We start from the raw sequence: 18,290 nt of genomic DNA on the forward strand, positions 1-18,290 counted from the left end.
ATGACTAAAATCGCATTCTTATTTCCAGGACAAGGTTCTCAAAAGCCCGGTATGGGTCTCGATTGGTTTGATGCGTCTGAAATCGCTCGAAATCGCAGCCAGCAAGCCGAGGCGGCGTTAGGTTGGTCGGTCACAGATTTGTGGAAACCCGAGAATGAATCTCAATTGGCTACCACAAAATTCACCCAACCAGCGCTTTATACTTTGAGCGCCATTCTAACCGATGCGCTCAAAGAGAAGGGCGTTGAGCCTGCTTTAACCGCAGGCCATAGCGCGGGCGAGTTTGCCGCTTTATATGCAGCAGGCGCCTGGGATTTTGAAACTGGATTGCGAGTCATCGCGGAACGCGCCCGCCTGATGCACGAACTGGCGGCGCCAGGCGCGATGGCGGCGGTTTTGGGGATGCAGCCTGAAGACATTCAATCCATCTGCGACGAATGGACGGACGGTATTGTCCAGGCGGCGAATTTTAATTCCCCCAAACAAACCGTGATTACTGGCGAAAAGGCCGCCATTGAAGCCATTTCACCCGTCTTGAAAGAAAAAGGCGCCCGCCGCGTCGTACAATTACCGGTCAGCGGCGCATTTCACTCGCCATTAATGAAAGATGCGCAAACCCAGTTTCGTACTTTTTTACAAGATATTGAAATTAAAGTCCCAAGCGTCATTTGGGTTTCTAATAATACGGCCCAGCAACAGGCTTTTGCCAGCGATATTCGCGATCAGTTGGTGAAACAATTCTGCGAGCCGGTGCGCTGGGTGCAATCCATGGATGTGATTTTCGCCCAGAGCGAAACAGGGCTCGAAGTCGGCCCCGGCGAAGTTTTGTGCGGGCTTGCCAAGCAGTGCAACCGCGATTGGCCTTGCAACCCATGCGGAACAATCGAAGAATTTAGTCAGGTAACCTAACATGCAAACGCTGCCCCTGAATGATAAAGTTGCAATCATCACTGGCGGTTCGCGCGGCATCGGTCGCGCCGCTGTCGAATTGTTCGCCGCCTCCGGCGCGAAAGTCGTTTTTACAGGACGCAACCAGGACGCAATCACTGAAACGGAAAATGCCATCAAAGAATTAGGCTTTGAAGCCTATGGCGTCATCGCGGATGTTTCAGATTCTGATAAAGCGCAGAATGTAATTTCAGAGACGGTTGAGCGCTTTGGTAAGATTGACATACTCATTAATAATGCTGGGGTTACAAAAGATGGACTCGCAATCCGCATGAAGGATGATGATTGGGAATCCGTGTTGAAAATCAACCTCAGCGGCGCTTTTTTTATGGCGCGTGCAGCGGCGAAAATTATGATGAAAGCCCGCGCAGGGCGCATCATCAATGTGACCTCCGTAGTCGGAATTACGGGTAACGCCGGACAAGTCAATTACGCAGCCAGTAAAGCGGGCGTGATTGGAATGACCAAGTCGCTGGCGAAAGAACTCGCCTCGCGCGGAGTCACCGTAAACGCCGTCGCGCCAGGGTTCATCGAAACCCGCATGACGGATGCCTTAAAAGAAGAGACCAAACAAGCCGTTAAAACGTCGATCCCGTTGGGACGTTATGGGACGCCGGATGAAGTGGCGGCGCTGTTGGGTTTTCTCGCGAGTGATTTATCGAGTTACATAACAGGCCAAACCTTTGTCGTAGACGGTGGTTTAGCCATATAGCCCTTCGCCTTCACAAGGTAGCGGTTATAACTATAAGATTGTCAACTTACGAGCGGTTTCAAATAGCCGTTCGACATTTTAGAAACTAGAATTTTGCAGGAGGATGAATCCCGTGAGCGAAAACGTCGAACAAAAAGTCATCGATATCATCGCGGAAAAACTCAAAATCGACAAAGATGAGATCTCGCCGGAAAAGTCGTTCACACGCGACTTGGGCGCCGACTCACTCGATACCGTCGAATTGGTCATGGAGTTTGAAGAGAACTTTGATATCGACGAAATCCCAGAAGAAGAAGCCGAAAAGATTAAAACCGTTGGTGACGCCATTAATTACATCAGCGGAAAAGTCTCGTAAACTAACTTGAATAGGGTATAAGTCAGCATGAGCCGACGACGAGTCGTCATTACTGGAATGGGGGCAGTAACTCCCATTGGCAATACAGTCGATGAATTTTGGACTTCGCTGATCGAAGGCAAAAGCGGCACAGGGCCGCTGACGCGCTTTGATTCAGAAGGCTTTTCATCGCATGTCGCCGCTGAACTCAAAGGGTTTGATCCTGATCAGTATATCGAACCCAAAGAGTCGCGCCGCATGGACTACTTTGTCCGATATGCAATGGCGTGTTCAGAACAGGCAGTCAAAGATTCCGGCTTGGACGTCGATTCGATCAATCTGGATCGGGCGGGCGTTTACATCGGGTCTGGCATCGGCGGGATCGAATCGATTGAAAAACAAAAAGAAGTATTAGATAAAAAAGGCCCGCGGCGAATCAGCCCATTTTTGGTGCCCATGTTGATCGTCAACATGGCGTCGGGCATGGTTTCGATGCGGTTTAACTTTCGCGGCCCCAATAGTTGCGTCGTCACCGCTTGCGCAACGGGCAACAACGCCATCGGCGACGCAGCGCGGCTCATTCAATATGGGCAAGCGGACGTCATGTTGGCTGGCGGCGCAGAAGGCGCCATTACGCCGCTTGGTTTCGGCGGCTTCTGCTCACTCCGGGCGTTAACCACTCGCAATGACGATCCAACCACTGCCAGCCGTCCATTTGATAAATCCCGCGATGGGTTTGTCATGGGGGAAGGCGCTGGCGTCATTATGCTTGAAGAGTATGAAGCGGCAAAAAAACGCGGCGCCCGAATATACGCCGAAGTCGCGGGTTACGGCATGAGTTCTGATGCGTTTCACGTCACCATGCCGGAGCCGGAAGGCAAGGGCGCACAAGCAGCGATGAGGCTCTCACTTGAAGACGCAGAAATTTCCGTCGATCAGGTAGACTACATCAATGCCCACGGCACCTCGACCGAATACAACGATAAAACTGAATCGTATGCAATCAAGCAGACCTTTAAATCCCACGCAAATACCGTGGCGATTAGTTCCACCAAGTCGATGACCGGTCACTTACTCGGCGCTGCGGGCGCAATTGAATGCATCGCCTGCGCCAAGGTCATCGAAAGCGGAATCGTTCCCCCGACCATTAACTATAATGAGCCGGACCCGGAATGCGATTTGGATTACACACCGAACAAAGCAAAAGAGATGGCTGTGAACGTCACCATGAGCAACTCATTTGGCTTCGGCGGTCACAATGCCGTATTGGTATTGAAAAAAGTCTAAGCAATTCACGAGAACGCAACCAAGAAGCGGCCCGAAAAGGCCGCTTCTTTTGGTATACGGCTATTCAACAAATCTACACTCAATTGGAATAATAGTTATTTTTCTTACCAATGGGTTGAAAGCGAAGCCAATCCGACGAATAATATATAGATAACATGTATAGAAATATTTGAATTTCATTTTTCTTATTTTATTCGACTTGGGGAATTTCATCTCTGACCTACACCTGCGGCCCCACCCTACGGGTCCTATTTATGAATGATTTACCAGAAAAAAAAAGTACGCAAAACGAAACCCGTCCTCCTGCATTGAGCGAAGCGACGCTGATACGCATGTCGCGTTACATCAATGTCTTGGAAGAGTTTTCAGTAAAGGAGATTCCTCATATTTCCACACGAAAACTCGCTGACCTTTTGGGCGTAAACCCTGCTGTGGTGAAACAAGATTTTCTACCGCTGAACGTCAAAGGACAAACCGGCGTTGGTTATGAAGTCCCGGTGTTGATACAAGCGATTCGGGATGTGTTTTTGTCGCGGGGTACACTCAATTTCGCCATCGCCGGGTTCGGAAATATTGGTCAGGCGCTTTCAAACTATTTTTCATTTGAAAAACAAGGCTTTTTGATGAAAGCCATTTTTGACGTCAATCCGCGCTTTCATCAATACCAAGTGCGCGGCGTTCCGGTGGACGATGTCGAGAGTCTTGAATCAATCTGCAAAGAACGTGGAATTGACATCGGCTTGATTTGTACGCCAGCCAGTTGCGCCCAAGACCTTGCAGACCGCTTAGTCGCGGGCGGCGTCAAAGGAATATGGAATTTCGCTCCGACTGAACTGGTCGTTCCTGAAGAAGTCATTTTGGTGCATGAACATTTGACGAGAGGCTTACTGGCGCTTTCATACCATATCGGATTGCGCCACGGATTAATTGAGAAACCGCAAGAAGCAGACGAATCGTAATGTTGTAAAATACAAGTTAAAAAGCCGTGGCGACCGCTACGGCTTTTTTTATATCATTATCTAGGGTTCTTCCGGTATTTGGATACTTTATCACAAATTGAATTGCGTTTTTTTGACGCTTTTTCGTAAATCCTTGATCTTTCACTGTATCAGGCATGGGTACAACTCTGCTCGCTTCAGTGCGGGCTTTCAGGCCCTTATGCACAGGCGCTCCCAGAGTTCCACCCATGCCTGATTGGTTTGTCAATTTGTGAAATGCCGGAGCCTGTTTCTGAATAAATATTATGGCCATCCATCAATGTAAGTACTCACTTACCGGATGAACCTTATCTAATCCATGTCAGAAGATTGAGGCGGCGATAACATTTGGAATTTGTCATTCTCTTCCTGGAATTCAATTGTTTTCCCCAGCGACTTGTATACAAGTGAAATCTTTTCGCGAATTCTCGATGAAGCGGGTTCAAGATTTGAAGCAATTTTATATTGAATGATCGCCTGGTCGTATTTACCGACTGTGCCCAATAAGTCCGCGTAGAGTTCACGTAAGACAACAAGATATGGAAACGCCTGGACCGCCCGTTCAAATGTTTGCAACGCCCGGCTTGAATCGGCGCGAATCAGGTATACATCCGAAAGACGCTTATAAGCAAATAACGGGGCCACATCATACCGGGCGCATGTAGTGAGAGCCAGTTCAATTTTTTGAATGGTCTGTTCATCCGGCATCCGATTGCTCTCGATAGCCGTTCGGAGATGATGCATCGCATATAGCGCAGCGCCTTCAGGACGATAGGGAGCAATTTCACGCAACTCATCAAGCAAGAGGTTGCGTTGGCTTACGATTTTTTCGCCTAAAAATTCATTGAAATGTAAATTATAGGTTCGTTGCACATTTAGATACGAGTAAGTAATGAGTGTAAGAAGTAATAGCAGACCTGCAGCAGCAGATGCTTCCGGGCGCTTCCAAATTGGCAAAGGTATTTCGAGGTCTAAGTTTTCATCACGTGCTTTGGAATTCTCGCGTTCTTCATTTTTGGGATAAAGCAAACTTAACCCCAACCAGAGTAGAGGGTGCGCAATCATTGATTCAACAGCAGAATAAGCCCCCGCTCCCGCCGTCAAAAGTAAAACAATACACGCCGGGAAAATCACGTCCGATTTTTCAAACCCAATTGAACGCCGAACCAATAATACAAAAATACAACCTGCAATGATAAACGTCGCAAAAATGGAAATTGGCGTACCCAAGGTTGATAGCGGTTGAAAAACGCCGAGTGTTCCCCAGGACTGGTTATCAGAGTTTCTCGCCTGCCAATACCAATCTAATTGCGGCAATGGCGTTGATGAAAGTAATGGAATCTGTATTGAGATCAGTGCGCATCCGGCCAATACGCCGCCAAGAATGATGACGACGGCCTTCGACTTCCAAGTCCAGACTTCGGTAGAAATGAATACTGAAAATAAGAGCGCGCAGAGTCCGCCAATCCATGCAGGTTGATATCCAAATAGAAGAGTGAATCCCGTACAAACAATGAATAAGAATAATAAGAATACGTTTCTGGCGCTTGTTGTATTTGCACGAAATGTGATTATGAATAACAAAACAATCGTTAGGCACAGGCAAACGAACAAGAGTGAACTTTTTAACGGCTCTGCGGGAAAAATGGCTGGAGAAACTGTGTATTCATCTATGACCGAGCCAGAAGAAGCCATAACAAATTGCTCGTTGATCGCTTCTGGCTGCTGTAAAGAAGGGAAGAGAGTTTCCTGATACGAAGGCGGAGAAAATAATAGCAACCATGTTATTAGTAAAAAAACGCAAGTTCCACCCAAAGCGTATTTTGGATTTTCCGGGCGCTGAAAATAGAGCAGCAATCCTGCAATCATCGACGGAAGCAGCAATTCGCACACGTAACCGTCTTGGATCGAAAAGGCCGCCCAAACAATTGCAGCAGTAAGAACAAAAAAATGCGCTACGGGAAAGCGATCTAAGCATTCGTCCCGATAATAAACGCAGAGAACGGCGCCCACGAAAAGCACGAAAAGCGCAACCATTCGCATTCCAGGATCAATGCCCGGGACGCTGAACGCAAAGGCTATGTATGAGAGGATGGCGAGCACAACCCGCATGCGGCACGTAAACCTAATAAGTAGCTTTGTAATCCAAATCCACTGATTTGCCCAACGGCGACGCCCGCAATAAACGAGTGCTTGCGAAACTCTTCGCGCTTGTGGATATTCGACAAATGTACTTCGACGACAGGTAAACCAACGGCTGAAACCGCATCGCGCAACGCAACCGACGTGTGCGTATACGCAGCGGGGTTCATTAATATCGCGTTCGCCCATTCGGCGTTCTCTGCTATCGCGTCAACCATCTCGCCTTCATGATTACTCTGAATAATGCGCAATTCGGTATCGAGTTCGCCTGCCAGTTCCGACAATGACGCATTGATCTGCTCAAGCGTTAACGTTCCGTACACGTCTGGCTCACGCGTACCGAGTAAATTGAGATTGGGGCCATGTAGTACCAAGATATTTGCCATCGTTACGTCGAGGCTCCAAATTCGTTGAAACGCTTAGGCGCGACTTCTGTTGAAAGAAAACCAACGCCCCTGTTTCAAGGGAGTTAGGTGATTCAAGATTATCGTTTATACTACCACAGTTTTTAGAAAATTGACTATCCCCCAGGGTGAATTGAAATATGAGCAATTCTTCAAACCAGTCCCTTGATCCTCAGATACTATCCATGTGGGAGCGCTGGGTTTTTCTTTTAGGCCGCTTGACCCTGTTGTTGGCTTTTCCCGTTGCGGTGATGGTTTTTTATATTCTTACGTGGCGACATTATTCCGTCCCCAAAGCAAGCCTGTTTCAGTTTCTCATGATGATCTCCGGCGCATGCTGGGCGGTGTTGGCGCTTCGTCGTCGTTTTGTTCGTTCGGCCCTTGCGACTCCGGCGGCTTTTCTCTTATCGGTCATCTGTTTCAGCATGTTGTTTGCCGTCAACCTGGGTGAGTCCTATGAAATTGTTACCTTCAAAATCGCCTGTATGGTGTATCTAATCTTCATTCCAAAATTCTTCACGCGTTTTCAAGATTTCACCTTAATCGCGTATTTATTGGGTTTGTTATGCCTGGCTGTCGACGTTTATGCCATCGCTCAATACTATGATTGGCCCTGGTTCTTTCAAATGTTTGAGTCTTTGGGCTTTTCACAGATGGACGGGCAACCCGTCTCAACAATGGGCAACGTGAATTACACCGCCGAATTTCTCAATATCGCTGTTCCTATATTGATCTGTATGATGATCGTCTATCGGCGCCGCGCGGTTGAATTCTTGTTCTTCTCATTTGTTACATTACTCAATTCCATCGTATTTTATTATTTAGACTGCAATGCTTCTTATGCTGGTTTCATCGTCGCAATTCCACTCATGCTTTCCATTTTATGTTATGACCGCTTAATTCCTATCGCAGTCGAGTTACGAATAATCCCCACTTCATTGCCCACTGCCTTGCGTTATTTCCGGTATGCAGTCGTTACGATGATTCTTGCGATTGCATTAATTGCTGTGGGTATCACTTCTTTTCCCAACAAAGTGCTCAATAAAGTGGCAACCACCGTCAGCTGGGTCGATACCGACGGCGATAATGTCACCGATGGTTCAACGACCATCATCTTTCGCCTGCAATGTATGGATTCTGCAATGAGAGGGATCGTTCAGTCCCTATTCACTGGAATCGGCCCGGGCAATTTTAAAATCATTCACCCACTCTATGAAACTCAACTAGAACGAAAAGTTTTAGGCAAAGAAGTCTTGGCGAGAAAGGTCCACAACGACCACTTACAACATGCGTTAAAATACGGCGTCTTTGGATTATTTGCGTTTTATTGGCTACATGCCGTGGTCTTCTTTTGTATTATTTATTCACTCTATCATCTACGCCACCGCCCCAGAAACGCGCAATCATCCAGCCCGATTCTGCGTCTATCGGCCTTTGAGCGAAATTTTTATTTCTACTTGCAATTGGGAATTCTCGGCGGGCTGACGACCTCTTTAGTGAGTTGCATTTTCGGTCACACCTTCGTCATTGAATCATCAGCGGTGACCTATTGGATGATGTCAGCGATCGCCGTGTCAATCTTCCAATATTTGCATCGTCTCAATCGCGGCGTGACTCAGCCCCGCTATGGGTTTACTCAAGAACAACCAAACCAGGTACAAACCGTTGGTCGCAGAATTCCGACGCTGTTGACATGCGCGGTTGCGTTTGCGTTAGTTTTGCCGTTCGGCGCCAAAAACACCTATCAATTAATCGGTGAAAGCTGGTTAAAAATGGGGATGGGTCAGCGCGATTCAAATAAATATGAAACCATGCTGTATTGCATGAACCGCGCTCTGAAAATATACCCTTACCAAATGGAGTCCTACTACATTCTAGGTCGCTATTACATTGACGCCATTACAGAATTCGCCGTTGCAAAAGGAAAAGGCGAGCAAGAGCGCATTCAATATTTAACCCAGCGCGAGCTCTATCACGACAAAGAAGACATGTACATTCGCAAGGGCATCGTCTGCTTGCAAATTGATTTATTCCTGAATCCAAATTACAAATGGGCGCATAACAACTTGGGCGTATTGTACGACCGCTTGAATGATTTCAACCTCTCAAAAGCGGCGTATGGTCGCGTACTGGCGATTGACCCCGAACAAATCTACGCGCATTTCAACCTTGGGCTTGGTATGGTAAAACGCGAGCAGTTCGCTGACGCCATCACTTATATGGAAACCTCTGCCAGCCTTGAACCAGACTACGTCGAAGCCTATCGCTATATGGCGTCGGCTTTTTTAATTCAAGGCGACATCAATCGCGCAATGGCGTCAATTGACCGGCTCGTTTCGATTAATTTGCAAAGGCGGCTTTCCACCGCGCTCGGCTCCGTCGGCGGGCAACGCTACATGCCTATCTTAGACCACTTAAACAATGGCCGATTGTATGAAGCGCTATCTGATGCGCAACGATTGATGAATTATCAAGATGAACAATCACAGTCATTCTATTTGCAATCGGCTGTTGAACTCATCAAGCAGGGGCAGCTAGGGGAATTGACGCTCGAAGCCTTAAACAAAGGTACGTTATTGGCGCCTTTAACCGACCCGCCAAAATTGGCTTACATTGCAAGCCTGTATCAAAACATCTCTCAGTGGCAAGAAGCGGCCAAACGCTACCAGCAATATTTGCGACTGGAACCAAATGACTGGAATGTGCGCCGTAATCTCGCCAATATATACGCGACTCTGGATGACTACCCGTCTGCTGTTTTGGTATTTCAAAAGATTGTCGAATCGGGGCAAGGGACGTATCGAGACCGGATTAGCCTGGCCCGATTAATGGTCGGAGCCAATCAATATACTTGGGGCGATATCCTTCCACATTTGCATAATGCAGTCACGGAAGGCGGCGACCAGGCAAAAGATATAATCATTGAGAATAGCCAAGTCAATCCGCTTTTAGGATTGGTTGACCAGTCTGAAGAGTTGCAAAATTTGCTTGGGGAAACCTATATGGCAAAATTCGCGCAACTAAAATCCCAGCAATGACGGGTTTCTTTTTCCCGTTGCTGTTTTAAAGCCGCCTTCTATGCGAATCCTGTTTATTGGACACAACGGGTATGATTATCCTCATACCCGCGTCCGCTGTTATCATTTTGCCAAAGCGCTATCCACGTTCCCGGATGTCGAAACCGGGGTGCTGTCTTTTCGCGACGACCTCGCGCCGCACTTGGCGGAAGCGGATATTTATTCTGCATCAGACCGCCGGAAGTTAACGCTTACAGGCAAAGCATTGGCGCGGCTACTCTCATACCGCGACACAATTCTCTATATTCAAAAAGCCCACTTTCACGCGGCGGCCCCGTTTCTATTGCACCGCCTCGGGGTTTGCCCCAATTATATTTTTGATTATGACGACTACGACATTCCGCTTTCAAACTTTTTTTCAAGAGGAATCTGGAACCGTCTTTTTTTTGGGACCAACCAGTGGGATGAAATCACCTACCGTTTGGCGGGCCGTGCGCGGGGCTGTGTATGCGCCAGCCATGAGTTAGTGAATGTTCTACAACCGCACAATCAAAATCTCGCCTATATCCCAACCGGCGTCGACCAGAATGCTTTCACTCCCAGAGACGCTACCATTAAAAACGACAAAGTGGTTTTCCTTTGGAACGGATTAATTTGGGGCAAACCCATTTTAGACAACTTGCTCTTGCTCTTTCGCGCATTTGATTATGCTCACAACGAAATGGCGCCGTATCAACTTCGCATCATCGGCGGGGGCGACTGCTGGTCTGACGCTCAAGCAATCGTGGCGGAGCGCTTTTCCCGTCTACCAATTGAATGGATCGCATGGGCGAAACCCCAAGAGATGCCGGATCATTTGCGAAACGCCGATGTGGGTTTATTGCCCGCTGCCGGAGACGACCTTTGGCTGAAGTGTAAAAGCCCAACCAAATTATTTGAATACATGGCTTCGGGGTTGCCCGTCGTCGCCAGCGCTGTTGGCGAAGCCAGCCACGTGATCGAGCATCTTGAATCAGGCTATTGCGCTAAAGATGAGCGTGACTTTTCCCAAGGCCTCATTCGTATGTCGAATGACGAACAAGTCCGGCGATCATTTGGAGAACGCGCGCGAACCACCATCGAAGACAACTATTCACTACCCGTCTTAGGAGAAAACCTGTATCTTTTCTTAAAGAACATTTTTATAGATAGGTGATAAATCTCATGCTGCGGAACTCCCGCCTCCCCTCATTCAACGCACAATTGTTTGCCTTGACCGCAGCAACGCTTTTGGTGTTTTTTTGGAGCGCCTGCGGGGGAACGCCAGAGCGTAATCTTCCGGTTGATTCACAACCTCAAAAGGTCATAGAAGAAACCCCGACGCCTCCAATTACGATCATTGAAGCGCCCACAGCGACGCAGACGCCAACGCCGGCTCCGATTGAGCCAAAACAAGAATTTGGTTTGATTGTCCGGCATTCCAGTACGCTGGAATCAACAGACTGGATCGGGCTGGCGCAAAATTATCAAGCGACCCATATTCAAATCGGCGGCGACGCCATTCGTGCTGTAGAAGATTTAATTTTTCAACCACAACTGCAAAACCAGGTGCGACGGCTCGCGCGCGAAGCCAACCAAGCCAATCTCAAAGTCTTCGTCTGGAGCCGGGAATTAAATTTAGGCGACGGCTTGTTTCGCTTTGATCCAACGGACCCGTTTTATGCGGCCCGCCAGTCGGCTTATCGAAATGTTTTGAAGTCATTGCCAGAGATCGACGGGTTCGTCTTACAATTTGCAGACGCCCAATCACCGCCCTGGAGCGCAGTTGCCGACCCAACCACCGTTCCGCAAAGTTCTATTAAACGTATACAAATTGTTATCGAAATGATTAAAAGCATCGTCGTTGACGAAATGGGAAAAACGCTCTGGGTTCGCGTCGGCGACGAAGGGCCGCAGGCAATCGAATGGCTGGCAACAGCCTTGCGTACAATGAATGCTGCTGATGTTGGCGTGATTCTCACTCAACCCACTTGGTTGGACGCTGAATTCAACCGCAAGGCATGGATTTCTCAACTATTTGGAGGCCAAAACGTCATTCTCGAAGCCGATGCAACCATGAACCACTGGGGGGGAGAAAACACCATTATCAGTTTTGCAGCCCCCTTGAACGAACTGCGCGGTTTTAAAGACGCATTCAATTTTAAGGGGTATGCTTGCGCCATCGACACACAGGACGCCCTCGTGTTTGATTCTCCCAATCGCTCCAATCTCGTCTTGTTACACCAGGATGAAGCGCCTTCAGACGCTGTGTTGCAAGCATGGATCGAAAAAGAATACCAATTCGCACCCGTGACTAAAGAAGGCGTCTCTCTGCGGAACCTGTTTATGGATTCATGGAGAATCGCCAAAAAAATCAATACGGTTCAAGGCGCCGATCTATTCTCGTTCCAATGGGACGTCAACAATCCACCATCGTTTAATAGCCAAAGCCTCAATGCTCCAACCGAACAGACATTGCTAGACATCGCCCAGGAAACATACGAAGCGCAATCTAATCTCGAAGAGACATTATCTAAATTGCAGGAAATACAATTCAATCTGCCATTTACGCAAATATCTTCGCTTGAGCAACGAATCAAAAACCAAATCGAATTCGCAAAGTTGATGCACTATGCCAAACAGTGTTATTGGGGTTATCAACTTTGGAAACGCACTCGCAATGAACAAGAAGCGCTTTATCTGGAAGGCCATTTACGCGCACTCCAACAAATAGCGAGCAATACGCCACAGGTTTTTCAACTCGAATCAGAGCGGGTAGACGCTGGCGCCATCTTAATGTTTATATCAAACATCCGGTCTCATTTTCCGCGTGTGTTATTTGGTTCAAAAGAAAGAACTTGGGCTAAAATTTTTGGCATCCACATTCGCCAGACGGCTGCCAATTCTATTGAAGTTCTCTGGCAAACCTCAGAACCAACCGTCGGTTCCTGTCACATCGTCTCAAAAACTCCGCCTCTCTGGCAACACTCCGCTGAATCGTCGTTATTTCCAGAAACAGAGCATCGGGTGCTCATAGAAGACCTCCAACCAGGACAACCCTATAACGTGTCTATCTCGTCTACAGCACTCAATGGGTTTATTATTAATGCGAAAGATTATGGTCTCAACCTAGACGAAGAAGTCTTGTTCTGAGTATAATTGGATTGGTATATACTTATTTTTCGCTTGAATCGCGAAGGGGAGAATCAACATGAAAAAAGGTTTTACGCTTATTGAACTATTGATTGTCGTTGCGATTATTGGAATTCTTGCAGCCATAGCTGTGCCCAACTTTTTGAACGCACAAAACCGCGCCAAGATCGCTCGGTGCTATTCCGACATGAAGGCGATGGACACCGCCGTCCGTATGTTGAATATGGACACCAATCACTTACCTATCGACGGTTGGGATGACGATACGCCAGAAGGACGAGAGATTCTGAAAGATGTCTTCAATGGCGTCGGCGATTTTTCTGAAGCAGAACGAAAAACCTCTCACTATCTCGCCGTAATTACCAGTCCTATTTCTTATATGGGTTCTGTGCCGCTCGATCCATTTATTAGCATCACGACCGACGAAGATACACGCGGTTTTGGCAGTGGTTACGACACTTACATTTATGCTGATGTCGATCCGAACATTCCAGGCCACAACCAAGGCATCCAAGCGCTCAATTCTCCGCTTGCGGAAGATTTCAATTTAAGGCCGCTGAAAAAAGGCGAGTTCGCTTTTATCGGAGTCGGGCCGGATGGCGTTGCTGGCGTTGGTTCAAGTGGTGCGTTTGGCTCCCGTGGATTTCCTTATAGCACCTCGAACGGCACAGTAAGTTCAGGTGATGTTGTTTTAGCGGGTGGTACGATTTACGGACAGTAAGCAACCAAAATCATTCAATCAAAAAGCCGTCTCGTTTGAGGCGGCTTTTTTTGTTTGTACTAAAACACAAATCCAAACCAGAATTAGAAACCGTTACAATACTCTCATTTCAACTTGTCGCCGCAGTCTTCGTTTGGCTTTGTGTTCCGCGAGGGCTTGGTCAACGAGGATGGAGAGAAGTTCAGTGAATGAGATTCGCGGCTCCGCTTTTTCCCATAAATAATATGAGAACGAGCCGGGGATCAGGTTCGCTTCGTTGAAATAAATTTCGCTCTCTTGGTTATTGACAATAAAATCAAACCGCACAACGCCGCGACACCCCATCGTAGAATAAGCGCTGACTGCATGATTGCGGGCGCTTTCGAGCATTGCTTCTGGAACATCCGCTGGATTCAGATCGCGCTGTAACGAAGCCATGCCTTCACTCTGACTATCGGATATCTTCTTATTGCCTTTCATATACTTATCTTCGAAAGTCAGTAGCGTATCCTCCCGCCGAGGACGCTCGACCGCTGAGGTCTTGGGCGGTTCGCCAAAAAGAACCGCGATGTTGAGTTCATACATATCTTCAATGAGCGGCTCGACCATCACTTGATCGTCAAACGCAAACGCGCCCGCGAGCGAAACCATTAACTCTTCTTGGGTATGGGCGGATGAAATGGCGATGCTGGAACCCAGGTTGCAGGGCTTTACCATCCACGGCGAAGGAATTTGCTCTGCGATGCTTTGAGCCAAAATGTGCGCCTGGTTCGGGTCCCATTCCGATTGATGGATGAGGAGATCAGACAATACCGGGACATCGCTTTGAGAAACCAATTTTTTCGCGAGGTGCTTGTTCATGCCAATCGAAGATGCACACGGTCCACTGCCGACGTATGGCGCGCCAATCCATTCGAACAAGCCTTGGATGCAGCCGTCTTCGCCGTAGGTCCCATGAAACGCAGGGAAGAACACGTCAACAGGAAACCGCTGCGGTTCATCTTTTTTGAACCACCCGCCAGCTTTGGCTTGCGCCGTGATTTGCCAGTTAGAATCCGCGTTTAAAAAAACGGGAACGCATTGCTTCATCGCGTCTGATGAAAGCGGGAAGTTCTCACGCTTACACAGCACTTCGCCGGTAAACCATTTCCCTTCAAGGTCAACATAGATCGGGAGAAGATCAAAGCGAGTAGAATCGAAGGCGTCCATCGCCTGCAAAGCGGAAATCACGCTGATTTCATGTTCGGTTGATCTGCCGCCAAACAACACGGCCACACGGGTTTTATCGCCGTTCATTGTTCCTCCACTTAGTTATTGAAACTCGGTTCAGTAATTCAAAAAAGACGAAAGGCTTGTCTCGACTCATACAAATCAGGCAAATCGTTTTCATATAATACAACATCGCCCGGTTTGAGATTTTGGTTTAGAAATTCTCGCGCTTCTTGCAAAGTTGAAAACAGTTTTAGACCGTCGCCTTGTACTTGTTGCGTCAGCGCATCGACCAAACTCTGTACCCGCTGCGGCGCGACCAGACAAATGATATCGCAGCTTTCGGCAATTTTTGGCGCCAACCGCTGATGTTCAGCGTCTTCACGGTCGCCGAGTTCCACCATACCGGGCGTAACCAGAATTTTCCGCTGTCCGGGTAAAATTCGCAATACGTCTAGCGCATTCTCAAACCCGGTCGGATTTGAATTATAAGCGTCGTCGATGATGGTGACGCCGCCAGCCGACTTCTGAACAACCAGCCGATGGTCAATAGGCGGCATTGATTTCAACGCCGCAATTGCGGTCAACGGCGCAACGCCCAGTTGCATCGCGGTAAGAAACGCGCCCGCCGCGTTCATGGCTTGATGAAGCCCATAAATCGGCAACGTAACCTGATGCGATCCATCTTGGTACTCAAAACAACAGCGGATTCCATCTGCGGTCAATTCATAGTCCGATAAACAACAATCCAACGCTCCCGCATCACGGTCTGTTCCATAAAACAGCGCCTTCGCTTTGGTACGCTCCGCCATACGTCGGCAGAAGGGATCGTCGCCGTTCAAGATGACAAAACCGTCTTCAGGCAGCGCTTGCGGTAATTCTGACTTGGCTTCAAAAATCGTTTTCTGGGATTTAAAGCGCTCAAAATGGGCAACGCCGACCGCCGTCACGATCCCAACTTTTGGTGGGGTGAATTGGCAGAGACGCTGAATCGAACCGACGCCATACGCGCCCATTTCGACGATAAAATACTCATGGTCGCGCGTCAATTTTTCACGGATAATGCGGGCGATTCCCATCACGGTATTGACGCTGCCAGGCGTCGCCAACGTCGGCGCATGAGCATTCAGAATATGCGCTAAAATCTGCTTGATTGAGGTTTTTCCATAGCTGCCTGTGATGCCAATCAGAACAGTATCTCTGTCAAGCAAAATCGCTTGCGCTTCTTTATAAAATTTCTTCTGGTTCAAGGATTCATAAGGAACAAGAAGCCCATTCGCAATCACAATAAACATTGGAACCAATATGAAGGAAAGCGCAATAAAGAAAAGCGTAACAGGAAGATAGGGAAGGGTGCAGTATTGATTTAACGCTGAGGCAAAATAGGTGGAACCGAATATCAAAGAAAAAATCTGCAACCCAATCGCAAGCGTGAAAATGCGCGTTGCGCGTGCAGTCATAACCAACGGTTTTTTTGTATTCGCCGGGCGGTTAGTGGCTCCAAACAGAGCAATGATTGATGCGAATAAGCAAGACGCCGCCATGAACAGAAAATAGGATTCTGGGATGAGATATAGGCTGCATAACGTAAATATAAGCGCGAAAATGGTTGCGCGACGCTCAAACGAATTGCTGGCGATCCACCAATAGAGAAAGCGCCTCGCGTCATATTCTTCCTGTTGGAAAAAATGGAGAAAGCGCTTGGTGATCGTCCATGAAGCAACGCAAAAGCCTGCGATTAAGGCTATCCATCCAATGGTGTTAAAACTAAAGATCATTGCGGCAGGCCTTTCAAAAAGGCTGTGATATGGTGCTCGACCTGATGGCGCCCACGCGTCAGGATCGAATAGTGATCGAAGCCCGGTAATTCTACATACTGAGCGTTAGGCAATTGTGTTTTCATGCGGCGTCCAAATTCCGGCGGCGTTTCAGTGTCATCAGCGCCGTAGAGCAATAAAACAGGGGTTTGAATGGAAGACAATAGAGGTTCGAGGTCTTCATTCACCACTTTGACGAATGTTTCACGCAACTCGCCTGCATCTAAGTAGTCGCGAGATGCAATCTTTTTATACAAATTTTGTTTAATTGATTCACCAAGCCGCCCTGGAAGCAGGGTTTTGGCGATTCGCGCCGTATATTGAATCATACGGATGCGCGCTTTCTTGAGCATGGGGACGCTGCGCCGAAGCCCCGCCGCTGCGATCAATACCAACGCGCGGCAACGATGGGGGTGCTTTACAGCAAGCCGAATCGCTAAGCGCCCGCCGAATGAGTGACCAATGATTATGCACGGCTCAAGCCTCAGTTCATCCAAAAACGCGAGAACGCACTCCGCATATTCAATGGTGCTCCAAGGCGCGGGTGGAGGCGGAGAACCGCCGAAACCAGGCAGGTCAATCGAGATACAGCGCCCGGTCTCTGAGAGTGAGTCGGTCAGCGGCTGAAAGAACGACCGATTGGCGCCCCAACCATGTAGAAAGACGCTAGCGTTTCCTGTTCCTACATCAGAATAGGCCAACGGGATATCAGAACCGTTGTAATGGATGGTTTTCATACAAGAATGATTGGATGAATCATTCACGCCATGTCCCTCAACAGACTTACGATAAATTACGCCGAGTATAACTTATAATAACGAGTTTTAGGGAATTCTAAGAGGGGGATATTTCTAGCAGAATCGAAATTAAAAGGTCTCGCCGGGAACAAAACCTTCGAACTCGCCACGGAACGAACCAAAATCGCCGTCGCTGTAGAGTCCGTTGGTAGGGCTATAGACTGTCATCGCTTGAGTCATGGCGGTTTGACCAAACACCGTCAGCAAACGCCGACGAATCATCAGCTGTGATTCATTGGCCAGCGGATACAAACTCAACAGCGAATCAGCGCGGTCGGGGCCGATGCTGTAGAGACCGATTCCGCGAATGGTGGGGATGTCGTCCGTGACGAAATTTCGATAATTGACAAACACAAAACCGTGGCGCTTGTCGCTTTCACCCGCAAAAAATGAGGTGATAGAAGGGCGCCGCGTTTCGAGGGTTTCATCTTCGGGCAAGCGCTGAAACGGGTCAGCGGCGTTGGTGCTGGACACGTACTGGCCTTGTTCTAAAATCCTGAGGTCAATCTTAGAGTCGTACGATACACTATAAGGGTAATGGTCGCGATCCATAAAAAATGTTTGGGCCGCGTCGCCATAGGCTTTCATTTGCGCTTTAGAAGCCGTCATTTCTGAGCGAAGTTTCATGTCAGAAAAACGGGGAACCGCAATGGATGAAAGAACGCCGATCACAGCCAAAACGACCATCAACTCAACGAGAGTAAAGCCGCCGTTGGGTCGGTTTTGGCAAACAATATGTGAAGAACGCCCAAATAATTGCATAATCATCCCAGAC

16 protein-coding genes are annotated in these 18,290 nt (G+C 48.1%); 9 read left to right on the forward strand and 7 right to left on the reverse strand.

Features of this window, described 5'->3' with window-relative positions:
* From fabD to P9L94_16815, 5 genes are all read left to right on the forward strand, one after another.
* Positions 1–909, forward strand: coding sequence for an ACP S-malonyltransferase (gene fabD, locus P9L94_16795; protein ID MDP8245743.1), 909 nt, complete (start codon positions 1–3; stop codon positions 907–909).
* A 1-nt stretch (position 910) separates the two neighbouring features.
* Positions 911–1,660, forward strand: coding sequence for a 3-oxoacyl-[acyl-carrier-protein] reductase (fabG, locus tag P9L94_16800; protein MDP8245744.1), 750 nt, complete (start codon positions 911–913; stop codon positions 1,658–1,660).
* A 112-nt stretch (positions 1,661–1,772) separates the two neighbouring features.
* The gene (gene acpP, locus P9L94_16805; GenBank protein MDP8245745.1) at positions 1,773–2,015 is read left to right on the forward strand and encodes an acyl carrier protein; all 243 of its coding nucleotides are present in this window, start codon (positions 1,773–1,775) and stop codon (positions 2,013–2,015) included.
* A gap of 27 nt (positions 2,016–2,042) precedes the next feature.
* Complete coding sequence (gene fabF / locus P9L94_16810; GenBank protein MDP8245746.1) at positions 2,043–3,281, forward strand: beta-ketoacyl-ACP synthase II; 1,239 nt, start codon at positions 2,043–2,045, stop codon at positions 3,279–3,281.
* Positions 3,282–3,535: 254 nt separating this feature from the next.
* Complete coding sequence (locus P9L94_16815; GenBank protein ID MDP8245747.1) at positions 3,536–4,240, forward strand: redox-sensing transcriptional repressor Rex; 705 nt, start codon at positions 3,536–3,538, stop codon at positions 4,238–4,240.
* Between the two features lie 16 nt (positions 4,241–4,256).
* Here P9L94_16815 and P9L94_16820 read toward each other — a convergent pair whose 3' ends face one another.
* The 3 genes from P9L94_16820 to aroQ are packed head-to-tail and all read right to left on the reverse strand — an operon-like array spanning position 4,257 to position 6,786.
* Positions 4,257–4,532, reverse strand: coding sequence for a hypothetical protein (locus P9L94_16820; GenBank protein ID MDP8245748.1), 276 nt, complete (start codon positions 4,530–4,532; stop codon positions 4,257–4,259).
* A gap of 38 nt (positions 4,533–4,570) precedes the next feature.
* Complete coding sequence (locus tag P9L94_16825) at positions 4,571–6,295, reverse strand: hypothetical protein (protein MDP8245749.1); 1,725 nt, start codon at positions 6,293–6,295, stop codon at positions 4,571–4,573.
* Between the two features lie 41 nt (positions 6,296–6,336).
* On the reverse strand, positions 6,337–6,786 hold the full coding sequence (gene aroQ, locus P9L94_16830) for a type II 3-dehydroquinate dehydratase (protein MDP8245750.1): 450 nt from the start codon (positions 6,784–6,786) through the stop codon (positions 6,337–6,339).
* 158 nt (positions 6,787–6,944) lie between these two features.
* On the opposite strand from aroQ, the gene P9L94_16835 reads away from it, so the two are divergent.
* The 4 genes from P9L94_16835 to P9L94_16850 are packed head-to-tail and all read left to right on the forward strand — an operon-like array spanning position 6,945 to position 13,713.
* Positions 6,945–9,842, forward strand: a complete 2,898-nt coding sequence (locus P9L94_16835; protein MDP8245751.1) for a tetratricopeptide repeat protein — start codon at positions 6,945–6,947, stop codon at positions 9,840–9,842.
* 40 nt (positions 9,843–9,882) lie between these two features.
* Positions 9,883–11,016, forward strand: coding sequence for a glycosyltransferase (locus tag P9L94_16840; protein MDP8245752.1), 1,134 nt, complete (start codon positions 9,883–9,885; stop codon positions 11,014–11,016).
* Between the two features lie 8 nt (positions 11,017–11,024).
* Complete coding sequence (locus P9L94_16845; GenBank protein MDP8245753.1) at positions 11,025–12,992, forward strand: hypothetical protein; 1,968 nt, start codon at positions 11,025–11,027, stop codon at positions 12,990–12,992.
* A gap of 58 nt (positions 12,993–13,050) precedes the next feature.
* Complete coding sequence (locus tag P9L94_16850) at positions 13,051–13,713, forward strand: prepilin-type N-terminal cleavage/methylation domain-containing protein (GenBank protein ID MDP8245754.1); 663 nt, start codon at positions 13,051–13,053, stop codon at positions 13,711–13,713.
* A gap of 93 nt (positions 13,714–13,806) precedes the next feature.
* Here the strand turns inward: P9L94_16850 and P9L94_16855 are convergent, their stop codons facing one another.
* The 4 genes from P9L94_16855 to P9L94_16870 all read right to left on the reverse strand — a co-directional run bounded on the left by P9L94_16855 (position 13,807) and on the right by P9L94_16870 (position 18,283).
* The gene (locus P9L94_16855) at positions 13,807–14,988 is read right to left on the reverse strand and encodes a D-alanine--D-alanine ligase (GenBank protein MDP8245755.1); all 1,182 of its coding nucleotides are present in this window, start codon (positions 14,986–14,988) and stop codon (positions 13,807–13,809) included.
* A 38-nt stretch (positions 14,989–15,026) separates the two neighbouring features.
* Positions 15,027–16,679 carry a UDP-N-acetylmuramoyl-tripeptide--D-alanyl-D-alanine ligase gene (murF, locus tag P9L94_16860; protein MDP8245756.1) on the reverse strand — a complete coding sequence of 551 codons (1,653 nt, stop codon included), beginning with the start codon at positions 16,677–16,679 and terminating at the stop codon, positions 15,027–15,029.
* Positions 16,676–17,482 carry an alpha/beta hydrolase gene (locus P9L94_16865; protein MDP8245757.1) on the reverse strand — a complete coding sequence of 269 codons (807 nt, stop codon included), beginning with the start codon at positions 17,480–17,482 and terminating at the stop codon, positions 16,676–16,678. Before P9L94_16865 ends, murF begins: the two co-directional genes overlap by 4 nt.
* A gap of 102 nt (positions 17,483–17,584) precedes the next feature.
* Positions 17,585–18,283, reverse strand: coding sequence for a prepilin-type N-terminal cleavage/methylation domain-containing protein (locus P9L94_16870; protein ID MDP8245758.1), 699 nt, complete (start codon positions 18,281–18,283; stop codon positions 17,585–17,587).
* Between the last annotated feature and the right edge of the window lie 7 nt (positions 18,284–18,290).

This window comes from Candidatus Hinthialibacter antarcticus (assembly GCA_030765645.1).
In the GTDB taxonomy this organism is placed as follows: Bacteria; Hinthialibacterota; Hinthialibacteria; order Hinthialibacterales; family Hinthialibacteraceae; genus Hinthialibacter; species Hinthialibacter antarcticus.

Excerpts from the sequence above, each read along its gene's own strand:
- fabG (MDP8245744.1), top strand. The coding sequence starts at position 911 with ATGCAAACGCTGCCCCTGAATGATAAAGTTGCAATCATCACTGGCGGT.
- P9L94_16820 (MDP8245748.1), bottom strand. The coding sequence starts at position 4,532 with ATGGCCATAATATTTATTCAGAAACAGGCTCCGGCATTTCACAAATTG.
- fabD (MDP8245743.1), top strand. The coding sequence starts at position 1 with ATGACTAAAATCGCATTCTTATTTCCAGGACAAGGTTCTCAAAAGCCC.
- aroQ (MDP8245750.1), bottom strand. The coding sequence starts at position 6,786 with ATGGCAAATATCTTGGTACTACATGGCCCCAATCTCAATTTACTCGGT.
- P9L94_16850 (MDP8245754.1), top strand. The coding sequence starts at position 13,051 with ATGAAAAAAGGTTTTACGCTTATTGAACTATTGATTGTCGTTGCGATT.
- P9L94_16840 (MDP8245752.1), top strand. The coding sequence starts at position 9,883 with ATGCGAATCCTGTTTATTGGACACAACGGGTATGATTATCCTCATACC.
- P9L94_16845 (MDP8245753.1), top strand. The coding sequence starts at position 11,025 with ATGCTGCGGAACTCCCGCCTCCCCTCATTCAACGCACAATTGTTTGCC.
- P9L94_16855 (MDP8245755.1), bottom strand. The coding sequence starts at position 14,988 with ATGAACGGCGATAAAACCCGTGTGGCCGTGTTGTTTGGCGGCAGATCA.
- fabF (MDP8245746.1), top strand. The coding sequence starts at position 2,043 with ATGAGCCGACGACGAGTCGTCATTACTGGAATGGGGGCAGTAACTCCC.
- P9L94_16870 (MDP8245758.1), bottom strand. The coding sequence starts at position 18,283 with ATGATTATGCAATTATTTGGGCGTTCTTCACATATTGTTTGCCAAAAC.
- P9L94_16815 (MDP8245747.1), top strand. The coding sequence starts at position 3,536 with ATGAATGATTTACCAGAAAAAAAAAGTACGCAAAACGAAACCCGTCCT.
- murF (MDP8245756.1), bottom strand. The coding sequence starts at position 16,679 with ATGATCTTTAGTTTTAACACCATTGGATGGATAGCCTTAATCGCAGGC.
- P9L94_16825 (MDP8245749.1), bottom strand. The coding sequence starts at position 6,295 with ATGGTTGCGCTTTTCGTGCTTTTCGTGGGCGCCGTTCTCTGCGTTTAT.
- P9L94_16835 (MDP8245751.1), top strand. The coding sequence starts at position 6,945 with ATGAGCAATTCTTCAAACCAGTCCCTTGATCCTCAGATACTATCCATG.